20 protein-coding genes are annotated in these 17,857 nt (G+C 68.7%); 9 read left to right on the top strand and 11 right to left on the bottom strand.

Annotated features, from left to right (window positions below; genetic code table 11):
* The first annotated feature begins 12 nt into the window (after positions 1–12).
* Complete coding sequence (locus BLQ14_RS05165) at positions 13–2,064, top strand: acetyl-CoA carboxylase biotin carboxylase subunit (protein ID WP_092498940.1); 2,052 nt, start codon at positions 13–15, stop codon at positions 2,062–2,064.
* Between the two features lie 111 nt (positions 2,065–2,175).
* On the opposite strand, the gene BLQ14_RS05170 is transcribed toward BLQ14_RS05165, so the two are convergent.
* Positions 2,176–2,679 carry a DUF4174 domain-containing protein gene (locus BLQ14_RS05170; protein ID WP_092498942.1) on the bottom strand — a complete coding sequence of 168 codons (504 nt, stop codon included), beginning with the start codon at positions 2,677–2,679 and terminating at the stop codon, positions 2,176–2,178.
* Positions 2,680–2,789: 110 nt separating this feature from the next.
* Between BLQ14_RS05170 and scpA the strand changes: the two genes are divergently transcribed.
* Genes scpA through BLQ14_RS05190 form a run of 4 tightly spaced genes read left to right on the top strand, consistent with a single transcriptional unit; the run spans position 2,790 to position 6,591 of the window.
* Positions 2,790–4,937, top strand: a complete 2,148-nt coding sequence (gene scpA, locus BLQ14_RS05175) for a methylmalonyl-CoA mutase (RefSeq protein WP_092498944.1) — start codon at positions 2,790–2,792, stop codon at positions 4,935–4,937.
* Between the two features lie 4 nt (positions 4,938–4,941).
* Positions 4,942–5,472 carry a hypothetical protein gene (locus BLQ14_RS05180; protein WP_092498946.1) on the top strand — a complete coding sequence of 177 codons (531 nt, stop codon included), beginning with the start codon at positions 4,942–4,944 and terminating at the stop codon, positions 5,470–5,472.
* 10 nt (positions 5,473–5,482) lie between these two features.
* Positions 5,483–6,106 (top strand): VOC family protein, encoded by a 624-nt coding sequence (locus BLQ14_RS05185; protein WP_092498948.1) that lies wholly within the window; start codon positions 5,483–5,485, stop codon positions 6,104–6,106.
* Positions 6,103–6,591, top strand: a complete 489-nt coding sequence (locus BLQ14_RS05190) for a GNAT family N-acetyltransferase (RefSeq protein ID WP_092498950.1) — start codon at positions 6,103–6,105, stop codon at positions 6,589–6,591. Before BLQ14_RS05185 ends, BLQ14_RS05190 begins: the two co-directional genes overlap by 4 nt.
* Before the next feature lie 19 nt (positions 6,592–6,610).
* On the opposite strand, the gene BLQ14_RS05195 is transcribed toward BLQ14_RS05190, so the two are convergent.
* On the bottom strand, positions 6,611–6,925 hold the full coding sequence (locus BLQ14_RS05195) for a phosphoribosyl-ATP diphosphatase (protein ID WP_092499454.1): 315 nt from the start codon (positions 6,923–6,925) through the stop codon (positions 6,611–6,613).
* 100 nt (positions 6,926–7,025) lie between these two features.
* Between BLQ14_RS05195 and BLQ14_RS05200 the strand changes: the two genes are divergently transcribed.
* Positions 7,026–7,499 carry a hypothetical protein gene (locus tag BLQ14_RS05200; protein WP_092498952.1) on the top strand — a complete coding sequence of 158 codons (474 nt, stop codon included), beginning with the start codon at positions 7,026–7,028 and terminating at the stop codon, positions 7,497–7,499.
* Positions 7,500–7,506: 7 nt separating this feature from the next.
* On the opposite strand, the gene hisF is transcribed toward BLQ14_RS05200, so the two are convergent.
* Complete coding sequence (gene hisF / locus BLQ14_RS05205) at positions 7,507–8,268, bottom strand: imidazole glycerol phosphate synthase subunit HisF (protein ID WP_092498954.1); 762 nt, start codon at positions 8,266–8,268, stop codon at positions 7,507–7,509.
* Positions 8,269–8,307: 39 nt separating this feature from the next.
* Positions 8,308–9,027, bottom strand: coding sequence for a 1-(5-phosphoribosyl)-5-[(5-phosphoribosylamino)methylideneamino]imidazole-4-carboxamide isomerase (gene hisA, locus BLQ14_RS05210; RefSeq protein ID WP_092498956.1), 720 nt, complete (start codon positions 9,025–9,027; stop codon positions 8,308–8,310).
* Between the two features lie 139 nt (positions 9,028–9,166).
* Between hisA and BLQ14_RS05215 the strand changes: the two genes are divergently transcribed.
* Positions 9,167–9,559, top strand: a complete 393-nt coding sequence (locus BLQ14_RS05215) for a DUF2147 domain-containing protein (RefSeq protein WP_092498958.1) — start codon at positions 9,167–9,169, stop codon at positions 9,557–9,559.
* A 6-nt stretch (positions 9,560–9,565) separates the two neighbouring features.
* On the opposite strand, the gene hisH is transcribed toward BLQ14_RS05215, so the two are convergent.
* From hisH to BLQ14_RS05240, 5 genes are all read right to left on the bottom strand, one after another.
* Complete coding sequence (hisH, locus tag BLQ14_RS05220; RefSeq protein ID WP_092498959.1) at positions 9,566–10,204, bottom strand: imidazole glycerol phosphate synthase subunit HisH; 639 nt, start codon at positions 10,202–10,204, stop codon at positions 9,566–9,568.
* A gap of 3 nt (positions 10,205–10,207) precedes the next feature.
* Entirely contained in the window at positions 10,208–10,795 is a 588-nt protein-coding gene (gene hisB, locus BLQ14_RS05225; RefSeq protein WP_092498960.1) for an imidazoleglycerol-phosphate dehydratase HisB, read from the bottom strand.
* A gap of 163 nt (positions 10,796–10,958) precedes the next feature.
* Positions 10,959–11,309, bottom strand: coding sequence for an arsenate reductase (glutaredoxin) (gene arsC / locus BLQ14_RS05230; RefSeq protein ID WP_092498961.1), 351 nt, complete (start codon positions 11,307–11,309; stop codon positions 10,959–10,961).
* 2 nt (positions 11,310–11,311) lie between these two features.
* The gene (locus tag BLQ14_RS05235) at positions 11,312–12,394 is read right to left on the bottom strand and encodes a quinone-dependent dihydroorotate dehydrogenase (RefSeq protein ID WP_092498962.1); all 1,083 of its coding nucleotides are present in this window, start codon (positions 12,392–12,394) and stop codon (positions 11,312–11,314) included.
* Positions 12,391–12,732 (bottom strand): DUF952 domain-containing protein, encoded by a 342-nt coding sequence (locus tag BLQ14_RS05240; protein ID WP_092499456.1) that lies wholly within the window; start codon positions 12,730–12,732, stop codon positions 12,391–12,393. Before BLQ14_RS05240 ends, BLQ14_RS05235 begins: the two co-directional genes overlap by 4 nt.
* 162 nt (positions 12,733–12,894) lie before the next feature.
* Here BLQ14_RS05240 and BLQ14_RS05245 point away from each other — a divergent pair, with 162 nt between their 5' ends.
* On the top strand, positions 12,895–14,412 hold the full coding sequence (locus tag BLQ14_RS05245; RefSeq protein WP_092498963.1) for a bifunctional metallophosphatase/5'-nucleotidase: 1,518 nt from the start codon (positions 12,895–12,897) through the stop codon (positions 14,410–14,412).
* A 179-nt stretch (positions 14,413–14,591) separates the two neighbouring features.
* Positions 14,592–15,266: an SOS response-associated peptidase gene (locus BLQ14_RS05250; protein WP_092498964.1), complete on the top strand. Its 675-nt coding sequence runs from the start codon at positions 14,592–14,594 to the stop codon at positions 15,264–15,266.
* A gap of 187 nt (positions 15,267–15,453) precedes the next feature.
* Here BLQ14_RS05250 and BLQ14_RS05255 read toward each other — a convergent pair whose 3' ends face one another.
* Both BLQ14_RS05255 and BLQ14_RS05260 read right to left on the bottom strand, forming a co-directional pair.
* On the bottom strand, positions 15,454–16,686 hold the full coding sequence (locus tag BLQ14_RS05255; RefSeq protein WP_092498965.1) for a mandelate racemase/muconate lactonizing enzyme family protein: 1,233 nt from the start codon (positions 16,684–16,686) through the stop codon (positions 15,454–15,456).
* 6 nt (positions 16,687–16,692) lie between these two features.
* Positions 16,693–17,778, bottom strand: coding sequence for a Zn-dependent alcohol dehydrogenase (locus tag BLQ14_RS05260; protein ID WP_092498967.1), 1,086 nt, complete (start codon positions 17,776–17,778; stop codon positions 16,693–16,695).
* Positions 17,779–17,857: the final 79 nt, after the last annotated feature.

Below are 17,857 nucleotides of genomic sequence, written 5' to 3' on the forward strand. Positions count from 1 at the left end.
AGGACAGCGCCCGTGTTCGACAAGATCCTGATCGCCAACCGCGGCGAGATCGCCTGCCGCGTCATCAAGACCGCCCGCCGCATGGGCATCAAGACCGTCGCCATCTACTCCGATGCCGACCGCCATGCCCTGCATGTGAAGATGGCTGACGAGGCGGTGCATATCGGCCCGCCGCCGGCGGCGCAGTCCTACATCGACATCTCCCGCGTGATGGCCGCGATCCGCGAGACCGGTGCGCAGGCGGTGCATCCCGGTTATGGCTTTCTGTCGGAAAACCCGCGCTTTGCCGCCGCGCTCGAGGAGGCGGGCGTGGTCTTCATCGGTCCGCCGCGCGAGGCCATCGAGGCGATGGGCGACAAGATCACCTCGAAGAAGATCGCCGCCGAGGCGGGGGTCAACACCGTGCCCGGCTACATGGGGCTCATCGCCGATGCCGAGGAGGCTGTGAAGATTTCCCGCGAGATCGGCTATCCGGTGATGATCAAGGCCAGCGCCGGCGGCGGCGGCAAGGGGATGCGGATTGCCTGGAACGACGAGGAGGCGCGCGAGGGCTTCCAGAGCTCGAAGAACGAGGCCGCCGCGAGCTTCGGCGACGATCGCATCTTCATCGAGAAGTTCGTCACCCAGCCCCGGCACATCGAGATTCAGGTGCTCGCAGACGGGCACGGCAATGTCGTCTATCTGGGCGAGCGCGAATGCTCCATCCAGCGGCGCAACCAGAAGGTCATCGAGGAGGCGCCCTCGCCGTTTCTCGACGAGGCAACGCGGCGGGCGATGGGCGAGCAGGCCTGCGCGCTTGCCCGCGCCGTGGGCTACCGCTCGGCCGGAACGGTGGAGTTCATCGTCGACGGGGAGCGGAACTTCTACTTCCTCGAGATGAACACGCGCCTGCAGGTGGAGCACCCCGTCACCGAGCTCATCACCGGCATCGACCTTGTGGAACAGATGATCCGCGTCGCGGCAGGCGAGAAGCTGCCCTTCAGCCAGGAGGACATCACGCTCACCGGCTGGGCGATCGAGTCGCGGCTTTACGCCGAGGATCCCTATCGCAACTTCCTGCCCTCCACGGGCCGGCTCACCCGCTACCGCCCGCCGGCCGAGGTTGCCGCCGGGCCGATGGCGGACGCGGGCAAGTGGCTCGACGAGGCCGCCCCGCGCGGCGAGACGGCCGTGCGCAATGACACCGGCGTCTACGAGGGTGGCGAGATCTCGATCTACTACGACCCGATGATCGCCAAGCTCTGCACCTGGGCGCCGGACCGCGCGGGCGCGATCGAGGCCATGCGCGTGGCGCTCGACGCCTTCGAGGTCGAGGGGATCGGCCACAACATCCCCTTCCTGTCGGCGGTGATGGATCATCCGCGCTTCGTGAAGGGCGACATCACCACCGCCTTCATCGCCGAGGAATACCCCGAGGGCTTTCAGGGGGTTCAGCTTTCGGAGGAGGCGCTGCGGCGTGTCGCGGCCGCGGCGGCGGCGATGCACCGGGTGGCGGAGATTCGCCGCGCGCGCATCTCCGGGCGCATGGACAATCACGAGCGCCATGTCGGCGAGGATTGGGTTGTGGAAATCGACGGCCATCGCTGGCCGGTGAAGATCAAGGCCGACCGTCAGGGATCGACGGTGCGTTTCGAGGATGACGGCGACTACCGGGTCGAGAGCGACTGGACGCCGGGGCGGACGCTGGCGGTGCTCGAGGTCAATGGCGAGCCCCTGGTGCTCAAGGTGAACGAGATCAGGGGCGGGGGCTTTCGCATCCGCACGCGCGGGGCCGAGCTGAAGGTTTTCGTGCGCACCCCCCGCGCGGCCGAGCTGGCCGCGCTGATGCCCGAGAAGGCGCCGCCGGACACCTCGAAGATGCTGCTCTGCCCGATGCCGGGGCTGGTGGTGAAGATCGATGTGGAGGTCGGCCAGCAGGTCGAGGAGGGCCAGCCGCTCTGCACCGTGGAGGCGATGAAGATGGAGAACATCCTGCGCGCCGAGCGGCGCGGAGTGGTGGCGAAGATCCACGCCGCACCCGGCGACAGCCTTGGCGTGGACGAGGTGATCATGGAGTTCGAGTGAGGGAAGAGGGGACGTGCGACGCGCCGGTGAGCCGATGAGAAAACGCATGCGCCCGCCCGGCCTGCCTCGGGCGCGGCTCTCGCCGGCGCCTTGCGCGATGCGGGCGGCGCCTTACCCGTCCTGCGCTTCCAGCAGTCGCCGCCGCTCCTCCTCGATCTCCTGCTGTCTGAGCGGCGTCTTGTCGATGGCGCGAGTGATCTCGCGCACATGCCAGGGCAGGGGCTTGCGCAGGATCACCGTTCCGTCCTTGTCCACCAGCACCCAGGAGAAGCCGCGCGGGCGCAGGGCAAGGCGGATCTCGGAGCGGGCGGCCGGGTCGGTGTCGACGATCACCACCACGTCGCGCTCGATCAGCGGCTCGGGGCGTTCTGCCAGAAGCTCGAGCTGGCGCTGGAAGCGCGGATCGGCCGGCGTATCTGCAAAGACGACGAGCGGGCGCGCCACCCACAGGAACTCGTCAAGCGTATGGTTCGCGGCATCGAGCGGAACAAGGCCGCGTGGCTCGGCCTGCGGTGCGGGTTCCTCTTCGGGCGTCTCGGCAATGCCGTTCTCGGCCGCGGCGGGGGCGGCGAGCGCAAGCGCGCCGGCAAGAACGAGGGAAAGGATTCGCGTCATCGGGCCTCCTGCCGGGGCAATATAGGCGCGCGGGAGAGGATGGCGAAAGGTTGAAAGCCGCGGCGGCTGCGAATGAGGCGTGGCCTTCCGGCGCAAGAGGAGAAAGGGCGATGGGCACGAGCGATCGCGAGAAGTGGAAGGAACTGGCCGAGAAGGAACTCAGGGGCAGGCCGCTCGAGAGCCTCACCTGGCACACCCCCGAGGGCATCGACGTGGCCCCCCTCCACACCGAGGAAGACATCGCGGGGCTTGAGCATCTGGGCTCCATGCCGGGACTGCCGCCCTATGTGCGCGGGCCGCGGGCGACGATGTATGCTGGCCGGCCCTGGACCATCCGCCAGTATGCCGGCTTCTCCACCGCCGAGGAATCGAACGCCTTCTACCGCAAGGCCCTCGCCGCCGGTCAGCAGGGCATTTCGGTGGCCTTCGATCTCGCCACCCACCGCGGCTATGACAGCGATCATCCGCGCGTCGAGGGCGACGTTGGCAAGGCCGGTGTCGCCATCGACTCGGTGGAGGACATGAAGATTCTCTTCGATGGCATCCCGCTCGGCGAGGTGTCGGTGTCGATGACGATGAACGGCGCGGTGATCCCGATCATGGCCAATTTCATCGTCACCGGCGAAGAGCAGGGCGTGGCGCGCAAGGATCTTTCGGGGACCATCCAGAACGACATCCTCAAGGAGTTCATGGTCCGCAACACCTACATCTACCCGCCCGAACCCTCGATGCGGATCGTCGCCGACATCATCGAATACACCGCCCGCGAGATGCCGCGCTTCAACTCCATCTCGATTTCCGGCTACCACATGCAGGAGGCCGGCGCGACGCTGGTGCAGGAGCTGGCCTACACGCTCGCCAACGGCAAGGAATATGTGAAGGCGGCCATGGCGCGCGGGCTCGACGTTGACAGCTTCGCGCCGCGCCTGTCCTTCTTCTTCGCCATCGGCATGAACTTCTTCATGGAGATCGCCAAGCTCCGTGCCGCCCGGCTCCTGTGGCACCGGATCATGTCGGAGTTCGGCGCGAAGAAGCCGCAAAGCCTGATGCTGCGCACCCACTGCCAGACCTCGGGCGTGAGCCTGCAGGAGCAGGACCCCTACAACAACATCGTGCGCACCGCCTACGAGGCGCTTTCGGCGGTGCTTGGCGGCACCCAGTCGCTGCACACCAACTCCTTTGACGAGGCGATCGCCCTGCCCACCGACTTCTCCGCGCGCATCGCCCGCAACACCCAGCTCATCCTTCAGCACGAGACGGGGATCACGCATCAGATCGACCCGCTCGCGGGCTCCTACTATGTCGAGAAGCTCACCGCCGAGCTGGCGGATGCCGCCTGGAAGCTCATCGAGGAAGTGGATGCGATGGGCGGCATGACGAAGGCCGTGGAGTCGGGCATGCCGAAGCTCAGGATCGAGGAGGCCGCGGCGCGGCGGCAAGCCCGCATCGATCGCGGCGAGGAGGTGATCGTGGGCGTCAACCGCTACCGCCCCGAGGAGGAGCCGCCCGTCGAGATCCGCGAGATCGACAACACCAAGGTGCGCGAGGCGCAGATCGCCCGGCTCGAGCGGCTCAAGGCCACGCGCGATCAGGCCGCGGTCGATGCGGCGCTGGCAGAGCTCGAGCGGCGCGCGCGCGAGGGCGGCAATCTTCTGGAAGCGGCGGTGGAGGCGGCGCGGGCGCGCGCCACGGTGGGAGAGATTTCGATGGCGATGGAGAAGGTCTTCGGCCGGCACCGGGCCGAGGTGAAGACGCTTTCGGGCGTCTATGGCGCGGCCTATGAGGGCGACGAGGGGTTCGCCGCGATCCAGCGCGAGGTGGAGAAATTCGCCGAAGAAGAGGGCCGCCGCCCGCGCATGCTGGTGGTCAAGCTCGGGCAGGACGGCCACGACCGCGGCGCCAAGGTGATCGCCACCGCCTTTGCCGACATCGGCTTCGATGTCGATGTGGGCCCGCTCTTCCAGACCCCCGAGGAGGCGGCGCAGGACGCCATCGACAACGACGTGCATGTGGTCGGCATCTCGAGCCAGGCGGCCGGGCACAAGACGCTCGCGCCGAAGCTCATCGAGGCGCTGCGCGCAAAGGGCGCCGAGGACATCATCGTGATCTGCGGCGGCGTGATCCCCCCGCAGGACTACGAGTTTCTCAAGTCGAAGGGGGTGAAGGCGATCTTCGGGCCGGGCACCAACATTCCGCAGGCGGCATCGGAAATCCTCAAGCTCATCCGCGAGGCGCGGATGGGGCAGGCGGCGGAGTAGGGACATGGCAGGCAGGAGCGGGGCAGAAGGCGCCGGCCGCGCCGCGCGCGCCCTTGGCGCCGGGGCGGGCATCGTGCTGGCAATCGCCGAGGTCTGGGCGGGCGTGGCGCTTCTCAACCTGCCGGTCTATTCGCTTCTGGCCACGCTCGCCTTTGCCTTTCTCGCGCCGGGGCTCATCCTCGCCGCCATGCTCGGCTGGCTGGCAGCGGGGCGCTTTGCCGATGACGTCCATCCTTCGCAGCCCCCCGCTCCGGGCAGCCGGCGGGCCATCGACGCCCATGTGCTGGCCGAGACGGTGGCCCTCACGGTGATGGCGCTCGCGCTCTGGCCGCCGCTGGCCTATCTCCTCGTGGGCGACGGCCCCGGAGTTGTGGTCGCGCTCGGGCTGGGGCTTGCGCTTGCCCGCATCGCTGCCTGGGCGGGGTGTCATCTTTCGCCCGGACTGCGCGCCTTCGGCTTTGCCGCGAGCTATTTTCCCACGCTGGTGGCCATGCTCTGGGCAGGGGCGGGATGGCTTGCGCGTCTTGCACAATGAGGGGGTGGGGATGCCCTGCACCATCGACCATCTGGTGATCGCGGCCGAGGATCTCGATGCCGGGGCCGAGGCCGTCTCCGCCACGCTCGGCGTGCCGCTTGCACCCGGCGGCCAGCACCCGGCCATGGGCACGCACAATCGCCTCCTGTCGCTGGGCGAGGGGGAATACCTCGAGGTCATCGCCATCGATCCGCAGGCGATCCCGCCCGGCCGCCCTCGCTGGTTCGCGCTCGACAGCTTCGAGGGGGCGCCGCGCCCCGTGGCCTGGGTGCTGCGCTGTGACGACCTCGACGCCGCGCTTGCCGCCGCGCCCGAGGGCATCGGCGCGCCGATGGAGCTTTCGCGCGGCGACCTCGCCTGGCGGCTGACGGTGCCCGAAATCGGGGTGACGCCGTTCGACGGGCTGTTCCCGGCGCTGATCGAGTGGGAGGAGGGCGACCACCCCGCCGAGCAGCTCCCGCCCTCGGGCTGCACGCTTGAGCGGCTGGAGCTTTTTCACCCTGCGGCCGAAGCGCTCGAGGCCGCGCTGGCGCCTCTGGTGGAGGATGCGCGCCTTCTCGTCAGATACGGCGCACTCCCGCAGATGCGCGCGGTGATCGCCACGCCGCACGGGCCAAGGCTGCTCGGGCCATGATCCGCGACGCCAGGGCGGAGGATGCCCCCGCCATCGCCGCGATCTGGAATCCGGTGATCCGGGAGACGGCGATCACCTTCAACAGCGTCGAGAAGAACCCCGAAGAGATCGCCGCGCTCATCGCCGCGCGGCAGGCCGAGGGGCTGGGTTTCTTCGTGGCCGAAGGAGCCGGAGGCGCGATCGCGGGCTTTGCCACCTATTTCCAGTTCCGCGCCGGGGTGGGCTATGCGCACAGCATGGAGCACACGGTGATCCTCGCGCCTGAGGCGCGCGGGCGCGGGGTGGGGCGGAGCCTGATGGCGCATGTCGAGGCCCACGCCACCGCCCGCGGCGCGCATTGCATCTTCGCCGGGGTTTCCTCGGGCAATCCTGCCGGACGCGCCTTTCATGCGCGTCTCGGCTACGTGGAAGTGGCGGTGCTGCGCGAGGTGGGCTTCAAGTTCGGCCTCTGGTTCGACCTGCACCTGATGCAGAAGTTTCTCTGAAGGCGCCCTCGCTGCGCCCTCAGACCTTGCGCGCGGCCTTCTCGGCGATGCCGGAGGTGCCTTCGCGGCGGGCGAGCTCGGCGAGCACCTCATCAAACGTCACCTCGCGCGCGGCCAGCATGACGAGCAGGTGATAAAGAACATCCGCCGCCTCCGCCGCGAGCCGCGCGCGGTCGCCCTTGACCGCCTCGATGATCGCCTCCACCGCCTCCTCGCCGAACTTCCCGGCGCATTTCTCGGGCCCCTGGGCCAGAAGCCGGGCGGTCCAGGAGCTTTCGGGATCGGCCCCGCGGCGGGCGGCGATGGTATCAGCCAGGCGCTGCAATGTCTCGATCTGTGCCATGCGCCCCACATCCCGCCGCGTCGCGGCGGTGTCAATCCCTTGCCTCGCTCCGAAGATGCGCGAAAATCGGCCTCAGCCAAGGGAGGCGAAGATGTGGAAGGCCCTTGCAGCTCTGCTGGCTCTGCTGCCCGGTGCCGGGCTTGCGCTCGAGCCATTGCGCTATCTTGACGACCGCTCCACGCCGGAGGCGGTGATCCAATCGCTCTACAATGCCGTCTCGATGCACCACTACCCCCGCGCCTGGAGCTATTTCGACGACGATGTGCGCCCCGACTTCCACCGTTTTGTGGCCGGCTATGCCGATACGCTGTGGGTCGATGTGCGCACCGGCGAGGTGGTCTCGGAAGGCGCGGCCGGCACCACCTACTGGCTGGTGCCCACGGTGATCGCCGCGGTTCGGCGGGACGGCTCGCGCGCGGTCTTTGCCGGCTGCTATGTGCTGCGCCAGACCAACCCGGACCTCATCAAGGAGCCGCCCTATGACCCGATCGCGATCTTCAAGGGGCGGCTGAGGCCCGTGGCCGTGCCCTTCGCTGAGGCGAAGGGTGACTGCTCGGGGTTCTGAGCGGCGTTCAGGTGAGCCGGACGGGGATGCCGGCCGCGGCCATATGCGCCTTGGCCTCGGCGATGGTGTAATGGCCGAAATGGAAGATCGACGCTGCGAGCACCGCGCTCGCGTGCCCCTCCACCACGCCTTCCACCAGATGATCGAGCGTGCCGACGCCCCCCGAGGCGATGACCGGTATCGGCACGGCATCAGCCACCGCCCGGGTGAGGGGGATGTTGAAGCCCGCGCGCGTGCCGTCGCGGTCCATGGAGGTCAGCAGGATTTCGCCCGCCCCCTTCTCGGCCACAAGCCGGGCGAATTCCACCGCGTCGATGCCGGTGGGCCGGCGCCCGCCATGGGTGAAGATCTCCCACCGCCCCGGCGCCACGGTCTTGGCATCGATCGCCACCACGATGCACTGCGAGCCGAAACGGTCGGCCGCACGGGCCACCACCTCGGGGTCGGCCACGGCAGCGGAGTTGAATGACACCTTGTCGGCCCCGGCAAGCAGAAGGTTGCGCACATCCTCCACCGTGCGCACGCCGCCGCCGATGGTCAGCGGCATGAAGCACTGCTCGGCCGTGCGCGTGGCCAGATCATACATCGTGCGCCGGTTCTCATGCGTGGCATGGATGTCGAGAAAGCACAGCTCATCGGCCCCCGCCGCGTCATAGGCGCGGGCCGATTCCACCGGGTCGCCGGCATCAACGAGATCGACGAAATTGACGCCCTTGACGACCCGCCCATCGGCGACGTCAAGGCAAGGGATGATGCGCGTCTTGAGCATGGCCCGCGAGATAGCGCGATTGCACCGGCCTGAAAAGCGTTACTCTCCGAGTGCGGCCAACGCCTCTGCAAGGTCGATGGCCCCGTCGTAAAGCGCCCGCCCCACGATCGCGCCCGTGATCACGCCGGTGTCCCTCAGCGCGATGAGGTCGGCCAGCGAGGAGACCCCGCCCGAGGCGATCACCGGGATCGACACCGCCCGCGCCAGCGCCGCCGTGGCCGCCACATTCGGACCTGCCATGGCGCCGTCGCGCTCGATGTCGGTGTAGATGATGGCCGCCACCCCGGCATCCTCGAAGGAGCGGGCAAGATCGCTGGCCATCACCTCCGTCTCCTCGGCCCAGCCGCGCGTGGCCACACGCCCCTGGCGCGCGTCGATCCCCACTGCCACGCGGCCCGGAAAGGCGCGCGCCGCCTCGCGCACGAGCGCAGGATTCTCGACCGCCACCGTGCCGAGGATGACCCGCGCAAGCCCTCGCTCGAGCCAGCCCTCGATGGTGGCCATGTCACGGATGCCCCCGCCGAGCTGCACCGGGATCGACACCGCCGCCAGAATCGCCTCCACCGCCGCGGCATTGACGGGGTGGCCGGCGAAGGCGCCGTTGAGATCGACCACGTGCAGCCATTCGCAGCCGGCCTCGGAAAAGGCGCGGGCCTGCGCGGCGGGATCGTCGCCAAACACCGTCGCCGCCTCCATCTCGCCGCGCAGAAGCCGCACGCACTGGCCGTCCTTGAGATCAATCGCAGGGTAGAGGATCATCGCGCACTCCCGACACTCGGATTTCGGCCGCTCTTTGGCACCCCGCGCGCCGCGATGCAATTCGCAGACGCCACGTCAGCCTTGAGCCGCGCCCGCCAAACCGGCAGCATCCACCTCAGGGAGACGGGAGGATACCAACATGAAGAGACTTGTGCTCGCCTTCGCCATGCTGCTCGGCCTTGCCCTGCCGGCCGCCGCTGCCGATCCGGTGGAGGGGCTGTGGAAGACCGAGGCCGACGATGGCGCCTATGCCTACGTTCGCATGGCGCCCTGCGGGCAATACATCTGCGGCGTGATCGAACGCACCTTCAACGCCTCGGGCGAGTATGATTCGCCCAACAAGGGCAAGGTTCTGGTCATCAACATGGAACCCAAGGGCAACGGCAGCTACCGCGGCAAGGTCTGGCGCCCCTCCAACAACAAGATCTACATCGGCAAGATGGACCTGCAGGGCCCCGACAGGCTCAAGCTGCGCGGCTGCGTGGCCGGAGGTCTCCTGTGCTCCTCGCAGACCTGGACACGCGTGAAGTAGCGCCGCTCAGGGACGCCAGCGCAGGAAATTGGCAATCAGCCGCAGCCCCGGCTTCTGGCTCTTCTCGGGGTGGAACTGCGTGCCGATGATGTTGTCGCGCCCGACGATGGCGGTGATCTCGCCGCCATAGTCGCAATGCGCAAGCCTGTGCGCCGCATTCTCCACCACGAAATGGTAGGAATGCACGAAATAGGCGTGATCGCCCGTCTCTATGCCCTCAAGCACCGGGTGCGCCGTGTCGATGACCAGGTCGTTCCAGCCCATGTGCGGTACCTTCAGCGCGGGATCGGCGGGCGCGATCTTCACCACCTCGCCCGGAATCCAGCCAAGCCCCGGCGTGGGGCGATACTCAAGCCCGCGCGTCGCCAGCATCTGCATGCCCACGCAGATGCCCAGAAACGGCACGCCGCGCCCGATCACCGCCTCCTCCAGCGCCTCGGCCATGCCGTCGATGGCGAAAAGCGCCTCCCGGCAGGCCGGAAACGCCCCGTCGCCCGGCAGCACGATGCGGCTCGCGCGCGCCACATCCTCTGCCCGCGAAGTGACCTTCACAGCACCCGCCTCCACCTCGGCAGCCATGCGGCTCAAGGCCTTCTCGGCGGAGTGGAGATTGCCCGACTCGTAGTCGATCAGGACGGTGGTCACGGCCTAAAGCGTCCCCTTGGTCGAGGGAATCGCATCCCCCTTGCGCGGGTCATTCTCCACCGCGTCGCGCAGCGCCCGTGCCACCGCCTTGAAGGCCGCCTCGGCGATGTGGTGGCTGTTGATCCCGTGCAGGCAATCGACATGAAGCGTGATCCCGCCATGGGTCGAGAACGCCTGGAAGAACTCCCGCACGAGCTCGGTGTCGAAGCTGCCGATCTTCGCCGTCGGCATGGCGACGTTCCACACCAGAAACGGCCGGCCCGACAGATCGAGCGCGGCGCGCACCAGCGCGTCATCCATCGGCAGAAGGCAGGCGCCGTAGCGCCTGATCCCGCGCTTGTCGCCGAGCGCCTGCGCCAGCGCCTGGCCGAGCACGATGCCGGTGTCCTCCACCGTGTGGTGATCGTCGATATGCCTGTCGCCCTCGGCCCGCACCTTCATGTCGATGAGCGCATGGCGCGCGAGCTGGTCGAGCATGTGGTCGAAGAAGCCCACCCCGGTGGCGTTGTCATAGACGCCGCTGCCATCAAGGTCGATTTCCACCGAAATCTCGGTTTCGGCAGTCTTGCGGGTCATGCTGGCGCGACGCATCAAAGCCTCCGGTCTCTGGCCAGCCGCCTTACCGGTCTCTGGCCAGCCGCCTTATAGGAAGAGGCGCGGCGCCTGCCAAGCCGGGCGTGCCCCTTCCCTTCTCACCCTGGGTGGAAATACCCCGGGGGGAGCGCGAAAGCGCGGGGGGCAGCGCCCCCCTCTGTCACAGAATGTCGAGCACCGCCTCGGGCGGCCGGCCGATCGCGGCACGCCCGCCCTTGATGACGATGGGCCGCTCGATGAGCTTCGGCGTTGCCGCCATCGCCGCAAACAGCGCCTCGTCATCGGCTTGGGCCAGACCCTGCGCGCGATACTCCGGCTCCTTCACGCGCATCATCTGCCGCGGCCCGACGCCGAGCATGCGCGCCACCTCCCTGAGCTCCTCCACGCTTGGCGGATCGGTCAGATAAAGCCGGATTTTCGGTGCAATCCCGCGCTCCTCGAGCAGCTTCAGCGCCGCCCGCGACTTCGAGCAGCGTGGATTGTGCCAGATGATCACTTCGCCTTCGCCCATCCTCAACCTCCCTGAGCCGGTTCCCGCAGCCAGCGCTCCCGTCCGGTGCCCACCGCCTCGGCAACGCTCGCAAATCCCTCGCGCTCCAGCAGCCGGTCGAGCCCGCGCGCGATGCGCGGGGCAAGCGAGAGCCCCTCATAGATGAGCGCGGTGTAAAGCTGCACCGCACTTGCGCCCGCGCGGATCTTCTCGAAGGCGTCCTCGGCGGAGAAGATGCCGCCCACCCCGATCAGCGGCAGTGCGCCCCCGGTCTCGAAGGAGAGCCGCGCCAGAACCCGAGTCGAGAGCGCAAAGAGCGGCCGCCCCGAGAGCCCGCCCGCCTCGCCCCGCGCAGCGCTTCTCAGCCCTTCGCGGCGCACGGTGGTGTTGGTCGCGATGATCCCATCGAGCCGCGCCTCCATCGCCACGGCGGCGATCTCGGCGATCTCGGCGTCGGAAAGATCGGGGGCGATCTTCAGAAACAGCGGCACCGGGCGGGGCAGCGCGGCATTCGCCTGCCGCACCCGCGCGATCACCGCCTCGAGCGCGGCCCGGCCTTGCAGATCGCGCAGGGCTTCGGTGTTGGGCGAGGAGACATTGACCGTGGCAAAGTCGATGTGCGGGCCGGCAATGCGCAGCACCTCGGCATAGTCGCCGGCGCGGTCGGGGCTGTCCTTGCCCGCGCCGAGGTTGAGCCCGCGCGGCACCGCGCAGCGGCTTGCGGCGAGCCTCGCGGCGATGGCCTCGGCACCCTCGTTGTTGAAGCCGAAGCGGTTGATGACGGCGCGATCGGTGGTCAGGCGGAAGAGTCGCGGGCGAGGGTTGCCGGGCTGCGGGCGCGGCGTGGCGGCGCCGAACTCGACAAAGCCGAAACCGGCGCGGCAGAGGGGCGCGACGGCCTCGGCATTCTTGTCAAAGCCCGCCGCGAGCCCCACGGGGTTGGGCAGCGTGAGCCCGGCGATGCGGGTTGCAAGCCGCGGGCTTGTCACCGGCCCGCCTTCGAGCGGCACCAGCCCCGCCTTGAGCGCCCTGAGCGCCAGGTGGTGCGCCCGCTCCGGCTCGAGCCGGTGAAGCGCGGCGAGCCCGAGCCGTTCGACCAGCCTCATGCGAGCGCCTCGGGAAACGTGTGCCGGCCGTCGGGCCCCAGCGGCAGCGGCGTGTGCCAGACCACCTCCGCACGCCTCAAGGCCCGGTAGAGATGCGGAAAGAGCTGCCCGCCGCGCGAGGGCTCCCAGCGCAGCGCAGGCCCGAGCGCCTCCGTCTCCACCGCCGCGAGCACGAGGCCCTTTTCGCCCGCGAAATGCTTCGCCGCGGTTTCGGCCAGCTGCTCGGCGGTGGAGAAATGGATGAAGCCGTCGGCAAGATCGACCGGCGCGCCCGCGGTCTCGCCGGCTTCCTCCAGCCCCTGCCATTCGGCGGCGCGGAATATCTTGTAGATCAGCATGGCCGCGTCCTTGCCGCGCGCGCGCCCGCCGGTCAAGCCGCGTGTCACCGCAGTGTTACGTCACGGCAGTCGCCGGGGCCTTGTCTTGCGCTTTGACTCACGCCCCCGGGCGGGCGCAGAGTGGCGCAATCGACAACAACAAAGTCATCAGGGAGACGCATAATGACAAGGTTGATTCGCAACATCGCCGGCGGGCTCGTTGCGGGTGCCACTCTGGCACTCGGCGCGGCCGCGCAGGCGCAGGAGACGGTGAAGCTCACCATCCTCGGCATCGGCGACATCTACGAGTTCAGCGACAAGGACGGTGTCGGCGGCGTGGCCAGGCTCAACGCGGTGGCGCGCGCCGAGCGCGCCGCAAACCCCAACACGCTTTATGTCTTCGACGGCGACATGCTCTCGCCCTCGCTCCTGTCGGGCTTCGACAAGGGGCAGAACATGATCGACCTGACCAACATCGTGCCCTTCGACATCGCCGTTCCCGGCAACCACGAGTTCGATTTCGGAATGGACAACTTCGTCGAGAAGATGAAGGCGTCGAAATACCCCTGGGCGGCGATCAACATCACCAAGGCCGACGGCTCGCCGCTCGAAGGGCTTGGCGGGGTGATGTGGAAGGAGATGGCGGGGCTCAGGATTGCGCTCATTCCGGTGGCGCAGGACACCTCGCCCGAGGTCTCCGACACCGGCGATCTCGTCTTCCTGCCCACGGTGGAGACGGCGATTGAAGCGGCGAAGGCGGCGCGCGGCGAGGGGGCCGATCTCGTCATCGGCGTCGTGCAGACGCCCATGCCCAACGACCGCGCGCTGATCGCGAGCCATGCCTTCGACGTGATCATGTCGGGCGACGACCATTCCTACGCCACCGCCTATGACGGGGTGACAGCCTATGTCGAGACGGGGATGGACGGCCGCTTCATCGCGCCGCTCGATCTCTACGTCACCATCGGCGAGCGGCGCGGCGAGCGGCATGTGAGCTGGAAGCCGAACTTCCGCTTCATCGATTCGGCCAATGTCGAGCCCGACCCCGAGACGCAGGCGCTGGTCGATGCCTTCAAGGCCAAGCTCGACGAGAGTCTCAATGTCGAGATCGGCGTGACCGAGGTGACGCTCGACAGCCGCCGCAACGTGGTGCGCGCCGAGGAGGCGGCGATCGGCAATCTCATAGCCGACGCCATGCGCGCGGCCACCGGCGCGGATGTGGCGATCACCAATGGCGGCGGCATCCGCGGCGATCGCACCTATGAGCCGGGCACGGTTCTCACCCGCCGCGACATCCTCACCGAGCTGCCCTTCGGCAATGTCACGGTGATGACCGAGATCACCGGCGCCCAGATTCTCGACGCGCTCGAGAACGGCTTCTCGCGTGTGGAGGAGGGCGCGGGCCGCTTCCCGCAGGTCTCGGGGCTGACGGTGGTGTGGGATCCTTCGGCCGAGCCGGGCAGCCGCGTCGTGGAGGTCAAGGTGAACGGCGCGCCGCTCGATCTGAACAAGGTCTATCGGGTGGCCACCAACGACTACATGCTGGCCGGCGGTGACGGCTATGCCGCGCTCGGCGGTGGCCGTGTGGTCATCGACAAGGGCAACGGCAACCTCATGGCCAATGACGTGATCGACTACATCGCGAAGATGGGAAAGGTCACGCAGACGGTCGAGGGCCGCATCCGTCGCGTTGGGGAGTGATCCGCGCCGACCCTGTGGCAAGAAGGGCGGCGCCCGGCCCGGCGGGGTGGGCGTGAAGCGCCCGCCCCGTGGGGGGCGGGCCGGGCGCTGCCCGGCCTCGCGGCCGGGCGGCAGGCCTTCCGCTCTTCACTCCGCCGCATGCTTTTCCTTCCTCGCCGCGATGCGCTAGCCTCGCACCCATGTGCGGGCGTTTCGCCATAACCCTGCCGCCGGAGGCGATGGTCGAGCTCTTCGGGGCGGTGCCCGACAATGACCTCCCGCCCACGCCCAATTACAACGTCTGCCCGACCATGCGCATTCACGCCGTCACCCATGAGGATGGCATCCGCCGCCTCCGTGGCTTGCGCTGGGGCTTCATCCCGCATTGGTACAAGACGCCCGATGACGGCCCGCTCCTCATCAACGCCCGCGCCGAATCGGTCGCCAAGAAGCCCGCCTTCGCCCGCGCCGCGCGCGAACGCCGCTGCCTGATCCCCGCTTCGGGCTTCTACGAGTGGCAGAAGGCTCCCGACGGCCGCCGCCTGCCGTGGTACATCACCGCCCGCGACGGCAGCCCGCTGGCCTTTGCCGGCATCTGGCAGCGCTGGGAGGCGGAGGGGCAGGAGCCGATGACCACGACCGCCATCGTCACCACCAGTGCCAACCCCGACATCGCCCATATCCACAGCCGCGCGCCGGTCATCATCGCGCGCGAGGACTGGCCCTTGTGGCTTGGCGAGGCGGGGAAGGGCGCGGCGCTTCTGATGCGGCCTGCGCCTGCGGGCAGCCTCAGGGCGTGGCGGGTGAGCACCCGCGTCAACTCTTCCCGCGCCCAAGGGCCGGAGCTGATCGAACCCGTTTCCGAGGAGGCTTGAAAAAAGAGGCCGCGACGAAGCGCGGCCTGTCCAGTCAGGGAGGAAGCTGCCATCGGCCCGTTTCCGGCGGGCCAGGGAAAACCCGAATGCCTCTTTGCTCGACTTTCCTTGTAGCGGCGAAATGCGGCGATTCTGAGGCATTGTTCTCGCGTTGGGCGGGAAGGGTGGCGCGCAACGCGATCTGTCCTCATTCCTTCACAGGCGGTGCACCTCCGGCAAAGCAGTTGACGCCAACATAATCGCAAGGTGCCTCCTGCATCTGCAGATGCAGCCCCTCGCCGGTGAAGGGGTGGGCGCGGGCGAGCGCTTCGTCAAGATCGATGCCAAGCCCGGGGCCCTGCGGGGCGGCGATGAAGCCCTCCTCCACCGCGATCGCGCCGCCGATGAGGTCGCGGTGAAACTCCGTCTCGATGGTTTCGGCCATCAGCAGATTCGGGACTGCCACCGCCAGATGCACATTGGCCGCCCATTCCACCGGCCCGGCGTAGAGATGCGGGGCCATCTGGGCGCCGAAGGCCTCGGCCAGCGCGGCGAGCTTGCACCCCTCCCAAAGCCCGCCCGCGCGCCCCAGCGCCGGTTGCAGTATCGCCGCCGCACCGGCGCGTAGGACGGCGGCGAATTCCGCGCGCGTGGTCAGCCGCTCGCCGGTGGCCACGGGAATGCGCACGGCCCGCGCAACCTCGGCCATGCCGGCAACATCGTCGGGCGGCACCGGCTCCTCGAACCAGAGCGGCGCGTAGGGCTCGAGCGCTTGGCCCAGCCGGATGGCGCCTGCGGGCGTGAATTGCCCGTGCGTGCCGAAGAGAAGATCGGCCCGGTCTCCCACCGCCTCGCGGATCGCGGCACAGAAGGCCACCGAACGGGTGATGTCCCGCATCGCCGGCATGTGCCCGCCGTGAATGGTATAGGGGCCGGCGGGGTCGAACTTCACCGCCGTGTAGCCGCGCGCGACACAGTCGGCAGCCGCTTCCGCGTGCATCTCGGCGCTGATCCAGAAGCCGTCGATGTCGTGGTGGGGCAGCGGGTAGAGATAGGTGTAGGCGCGCACGCGCTCGTTCACGCGCCCGCCGAGTAGAGCCCACACGGGCCGCTCGCGCGCCTTGCCCAAGATGTCCCAGCAGGCGATCTCGAGGCCAGAGAAGGCGCCCATCACCGTCAGGTCAGGGCGCTGGGTGAAGCCCGAGGAATAGACGCGGCGGAACATCAGCTCGATGTTCTCGGGGCTCTCGCCCTGCATGTGGCGGGCGAAAACATCCTCGATGACGGCGCGCATCGCCTCCGGGCCGACGCTCGAGGCGTAGCACTCGCCCCAGCCGGTGAGGCCGTCATCGGTGGTGAGCTTGACGAAGATCCAGTAGCGCCCGCCCCAGCCGGGCGCCGGCGGGGCGGTGATGATGATCTCGAGATCCTCGAGCCGCATCGGGCTTCAGAAGACGATGACGTTGCGCCGGGCCGCGCCTGACTTAGTGTCGGCGATGGCCTCGTTGATCTGATCGAGCGACCAGCGCCCGGAAACCAGCTCATCGAGCTTCAGCCGCCCCTGGCGGTAGAGGTCGACCATCCAGGGGATGTCGCGCTCGAGCACCACATCGCCCATCTTCGAGCCCAGCATCTGCTGGCCGATGGCCGAGACAATCACCGGCTCGTAGCTGGAGAGCTCGCCCGAATGCGGCATGCCGACCATCACCATCCGCCCCATCGGTGCGAGATAGCGCAGCGCGGTGTCATAGGCGGGAATGGCGCCCACGGTGACGAAGACCGCGTCGGCAAGCCGTCCGCCGAGGATCTCGCGCACCCGGCGCCAGGGCTTCGGCTCGGTGGCAAGCACCCCGTCGGTGGCGCCGAATTCGGCCGCGGCCTCAAGCTTCTCGGGCGTCATGTCCACCGCCACGATCCGCCGCGCGCCGGCAAGCCAGGCGCCCTGGATGGCGTTGAGCCCGACCCCGCCCGCGCCGATGACCACCACGCTCTCGCCGGAGCGCAGGCGGGCGGTGTTGACCACCGCGCCGACGCCGGTGACGACGCCGCAGCTCAACAGGCAGGCCGCGTCAAGCGGTAGCTCGGGCGGAATCTTCACGATCTGCGACTGATCGACCACGGCGCGCTCGGCGAAGCAGCCCGAGCCGAGCCCCTGCTCCACCGGTGTGCCATCGGGCAGGGTGAGGGGGCCGGCGGCGCGGTCATAGGGTGTCTCGCACACCGCCGGATGGCCGGCGGCGCAGGAAGGGCAGTGGCCGCAGGCGCGCAGGAAGGTGACGAGCACCGTGTCGCCCGGTGCGAAGCGGCTCACCCCCTCGCCGACCGCGCGCACATGCCCGGCCGCCTCGTGGCCGTAGACCGCCGGCAGATGCCCGCCCCAGCCACCATCGGCATAGGAGATGTCGGAGTGACAGATGGCGCAGGCGGCGATGTCGACCTCAACTTCGCCGGGGCCGGGGGCGCGCAGCTCCACCTCTTCTATGGTGAGCGGTGCGCCGAAGCTGCGGCACAGAGCGGCGCGGATGCGGGCCATGGCGGTCCTCCTCGATTGTCACGGCGCCGAGAGTGGCGCCGCGTGCCGGCGCTGGCAAGGGCGAAACCGACCAGGCATG

This window comes from Meinhardsimonia xiamenensis (assembly GCF_900102905.1).
In the GTDB taxonomy this organism is placed as follows: Bacteria; Pseudomonadota; Alphaproteobacteria; order Rhodobacterales; family Rhodobacteraceae; genus Meinhardsimonia; species Meinhardsimonia xiamenensis.

Excerpts from the sequence above, each read along its gene's own strand:
- BLQ14_RS05170 (WP_092498942.1), bottom strand. The coding sequence starts at position 2,679 with ATGACGCGAATCCTTTCCCTCGTTCTTGCCGGCGCGCTTGCGCTCGCC.
- BLQ14_RS05240 (WP_092499456.1), bottom strand. The coding sequence starts at position 12,732 with ATGCTGATCTACAAGATATTCCGCGCCGCCGAATGGCAGGGGCTGGAG.
- arsC (WP_092498961.1), bottom strand. The coding sequence starts at position 11,309 with ATGGGCGAAGGCGAAGTGATCATCTGGCACAATCCACGCTGCTCGAAG.
- hisA (WP_092498956.1), bottom strand. The coding sequence starts at position 9,027 with ATGATCCTCTACCCTGCGATTGATCTCAAGGACGGCCAGTGCGTGCGG.
- BLQ14_RS05200 (WP_092498952.1), top strand. The coding sequence starts at position 7,026 with ATGTGGAAGGCCCTTGCAGCTCTGCTGGCTCTGCTGCCCGGTGCCGGG.
- hisF (WP_092498954.1), bottom strand. The coding sequence starts at position 8,268 with ATGCTCAAGACGCGCATCATCCCTTGCCTTGACGTCGCCGATGGGCGG.
- BLQ14_RS05215 (WP_092498958.1), top strand. The coding sequence starts at position 9,167 with ATGAAGAGACTTGTGCTCGCCTTCGCCATGCTGCTCGGCCTTGCCCTG.
- BLQ14_RS05245 (WP_092498963.1), top strand. The coding sequence starts at position 12,895 with ATGACAAGGTTGATTCGCAACATCGCCGGCGGGCTCGTTGCGGGTGCC.
- BLQ14_RS05260 (WP_092498967.1), bottom strand. The coding sequence starts at position 17,778 with ATGGCCCGCATCCGCGCCGCTCTGTGCCGCAGCTTCGGCGCACCGCTC.
- BLQ14_RS05190 (WP_092498950.1), top strand. The coding sequence starts at position 6,103 with ATGATCCGCGACGCCAGGGCGGAGGATGCCCCCGCCATCGCCGCGATC.
- hisB (WP_092498960.1), bottom strand. The coding sequence starts at position 10,795 with ATGCGTCGCGCCAGCATGACCCGCAAGACTGCCGAAACCGAGATTTCG.
- BLQ14_RS05180 (WP_092498946.1), top strand. The coding sequence starts at position 4,942 with ATGGCAGGCAGGAGCGGGGCAGAAGGCGCCGGCCGCGCCGCGCGCGCC.
- BLQ14_RS05250 (WP_092498964.1), top strand. The coding sequence starts at position 14,592 with ATGTGCGGGCGTTTCGCCATAACCCTGCCGCCGGAGGCGATGGTCGAG.
- BLQ14_RS05255 (WP_092498965.1), bottom strand. The coding sequence starts at position 16,686 with ATGCGGCTCGAGGATCTCGAGATCATCATCACCGCCCCGCCGGCGCCC.
- scpA (WP_092498944.1), top strand. The coding sequence starts at position 2,790 with ATGGGCACGAGCGATCGCGAGAAGTGGAAGGAACTGGCCGAGAAGGAA.
- BLQ14_RS05235 (WP_092498962.1), bottom strand. The coding sequence starts at position 12,394 with ATGAGGCTGGTCGAACGGCTCGGGCTCGCCGCGCTTCACCGGCTCGAG.
- BLQ14_RS05185 (WP_092498948.1), top strand. The coding sequence starts at position 5,483 with ATGCCCTGCACCATCGACCATCTGGTGATCGCGGCCGAGGATCTCGAT.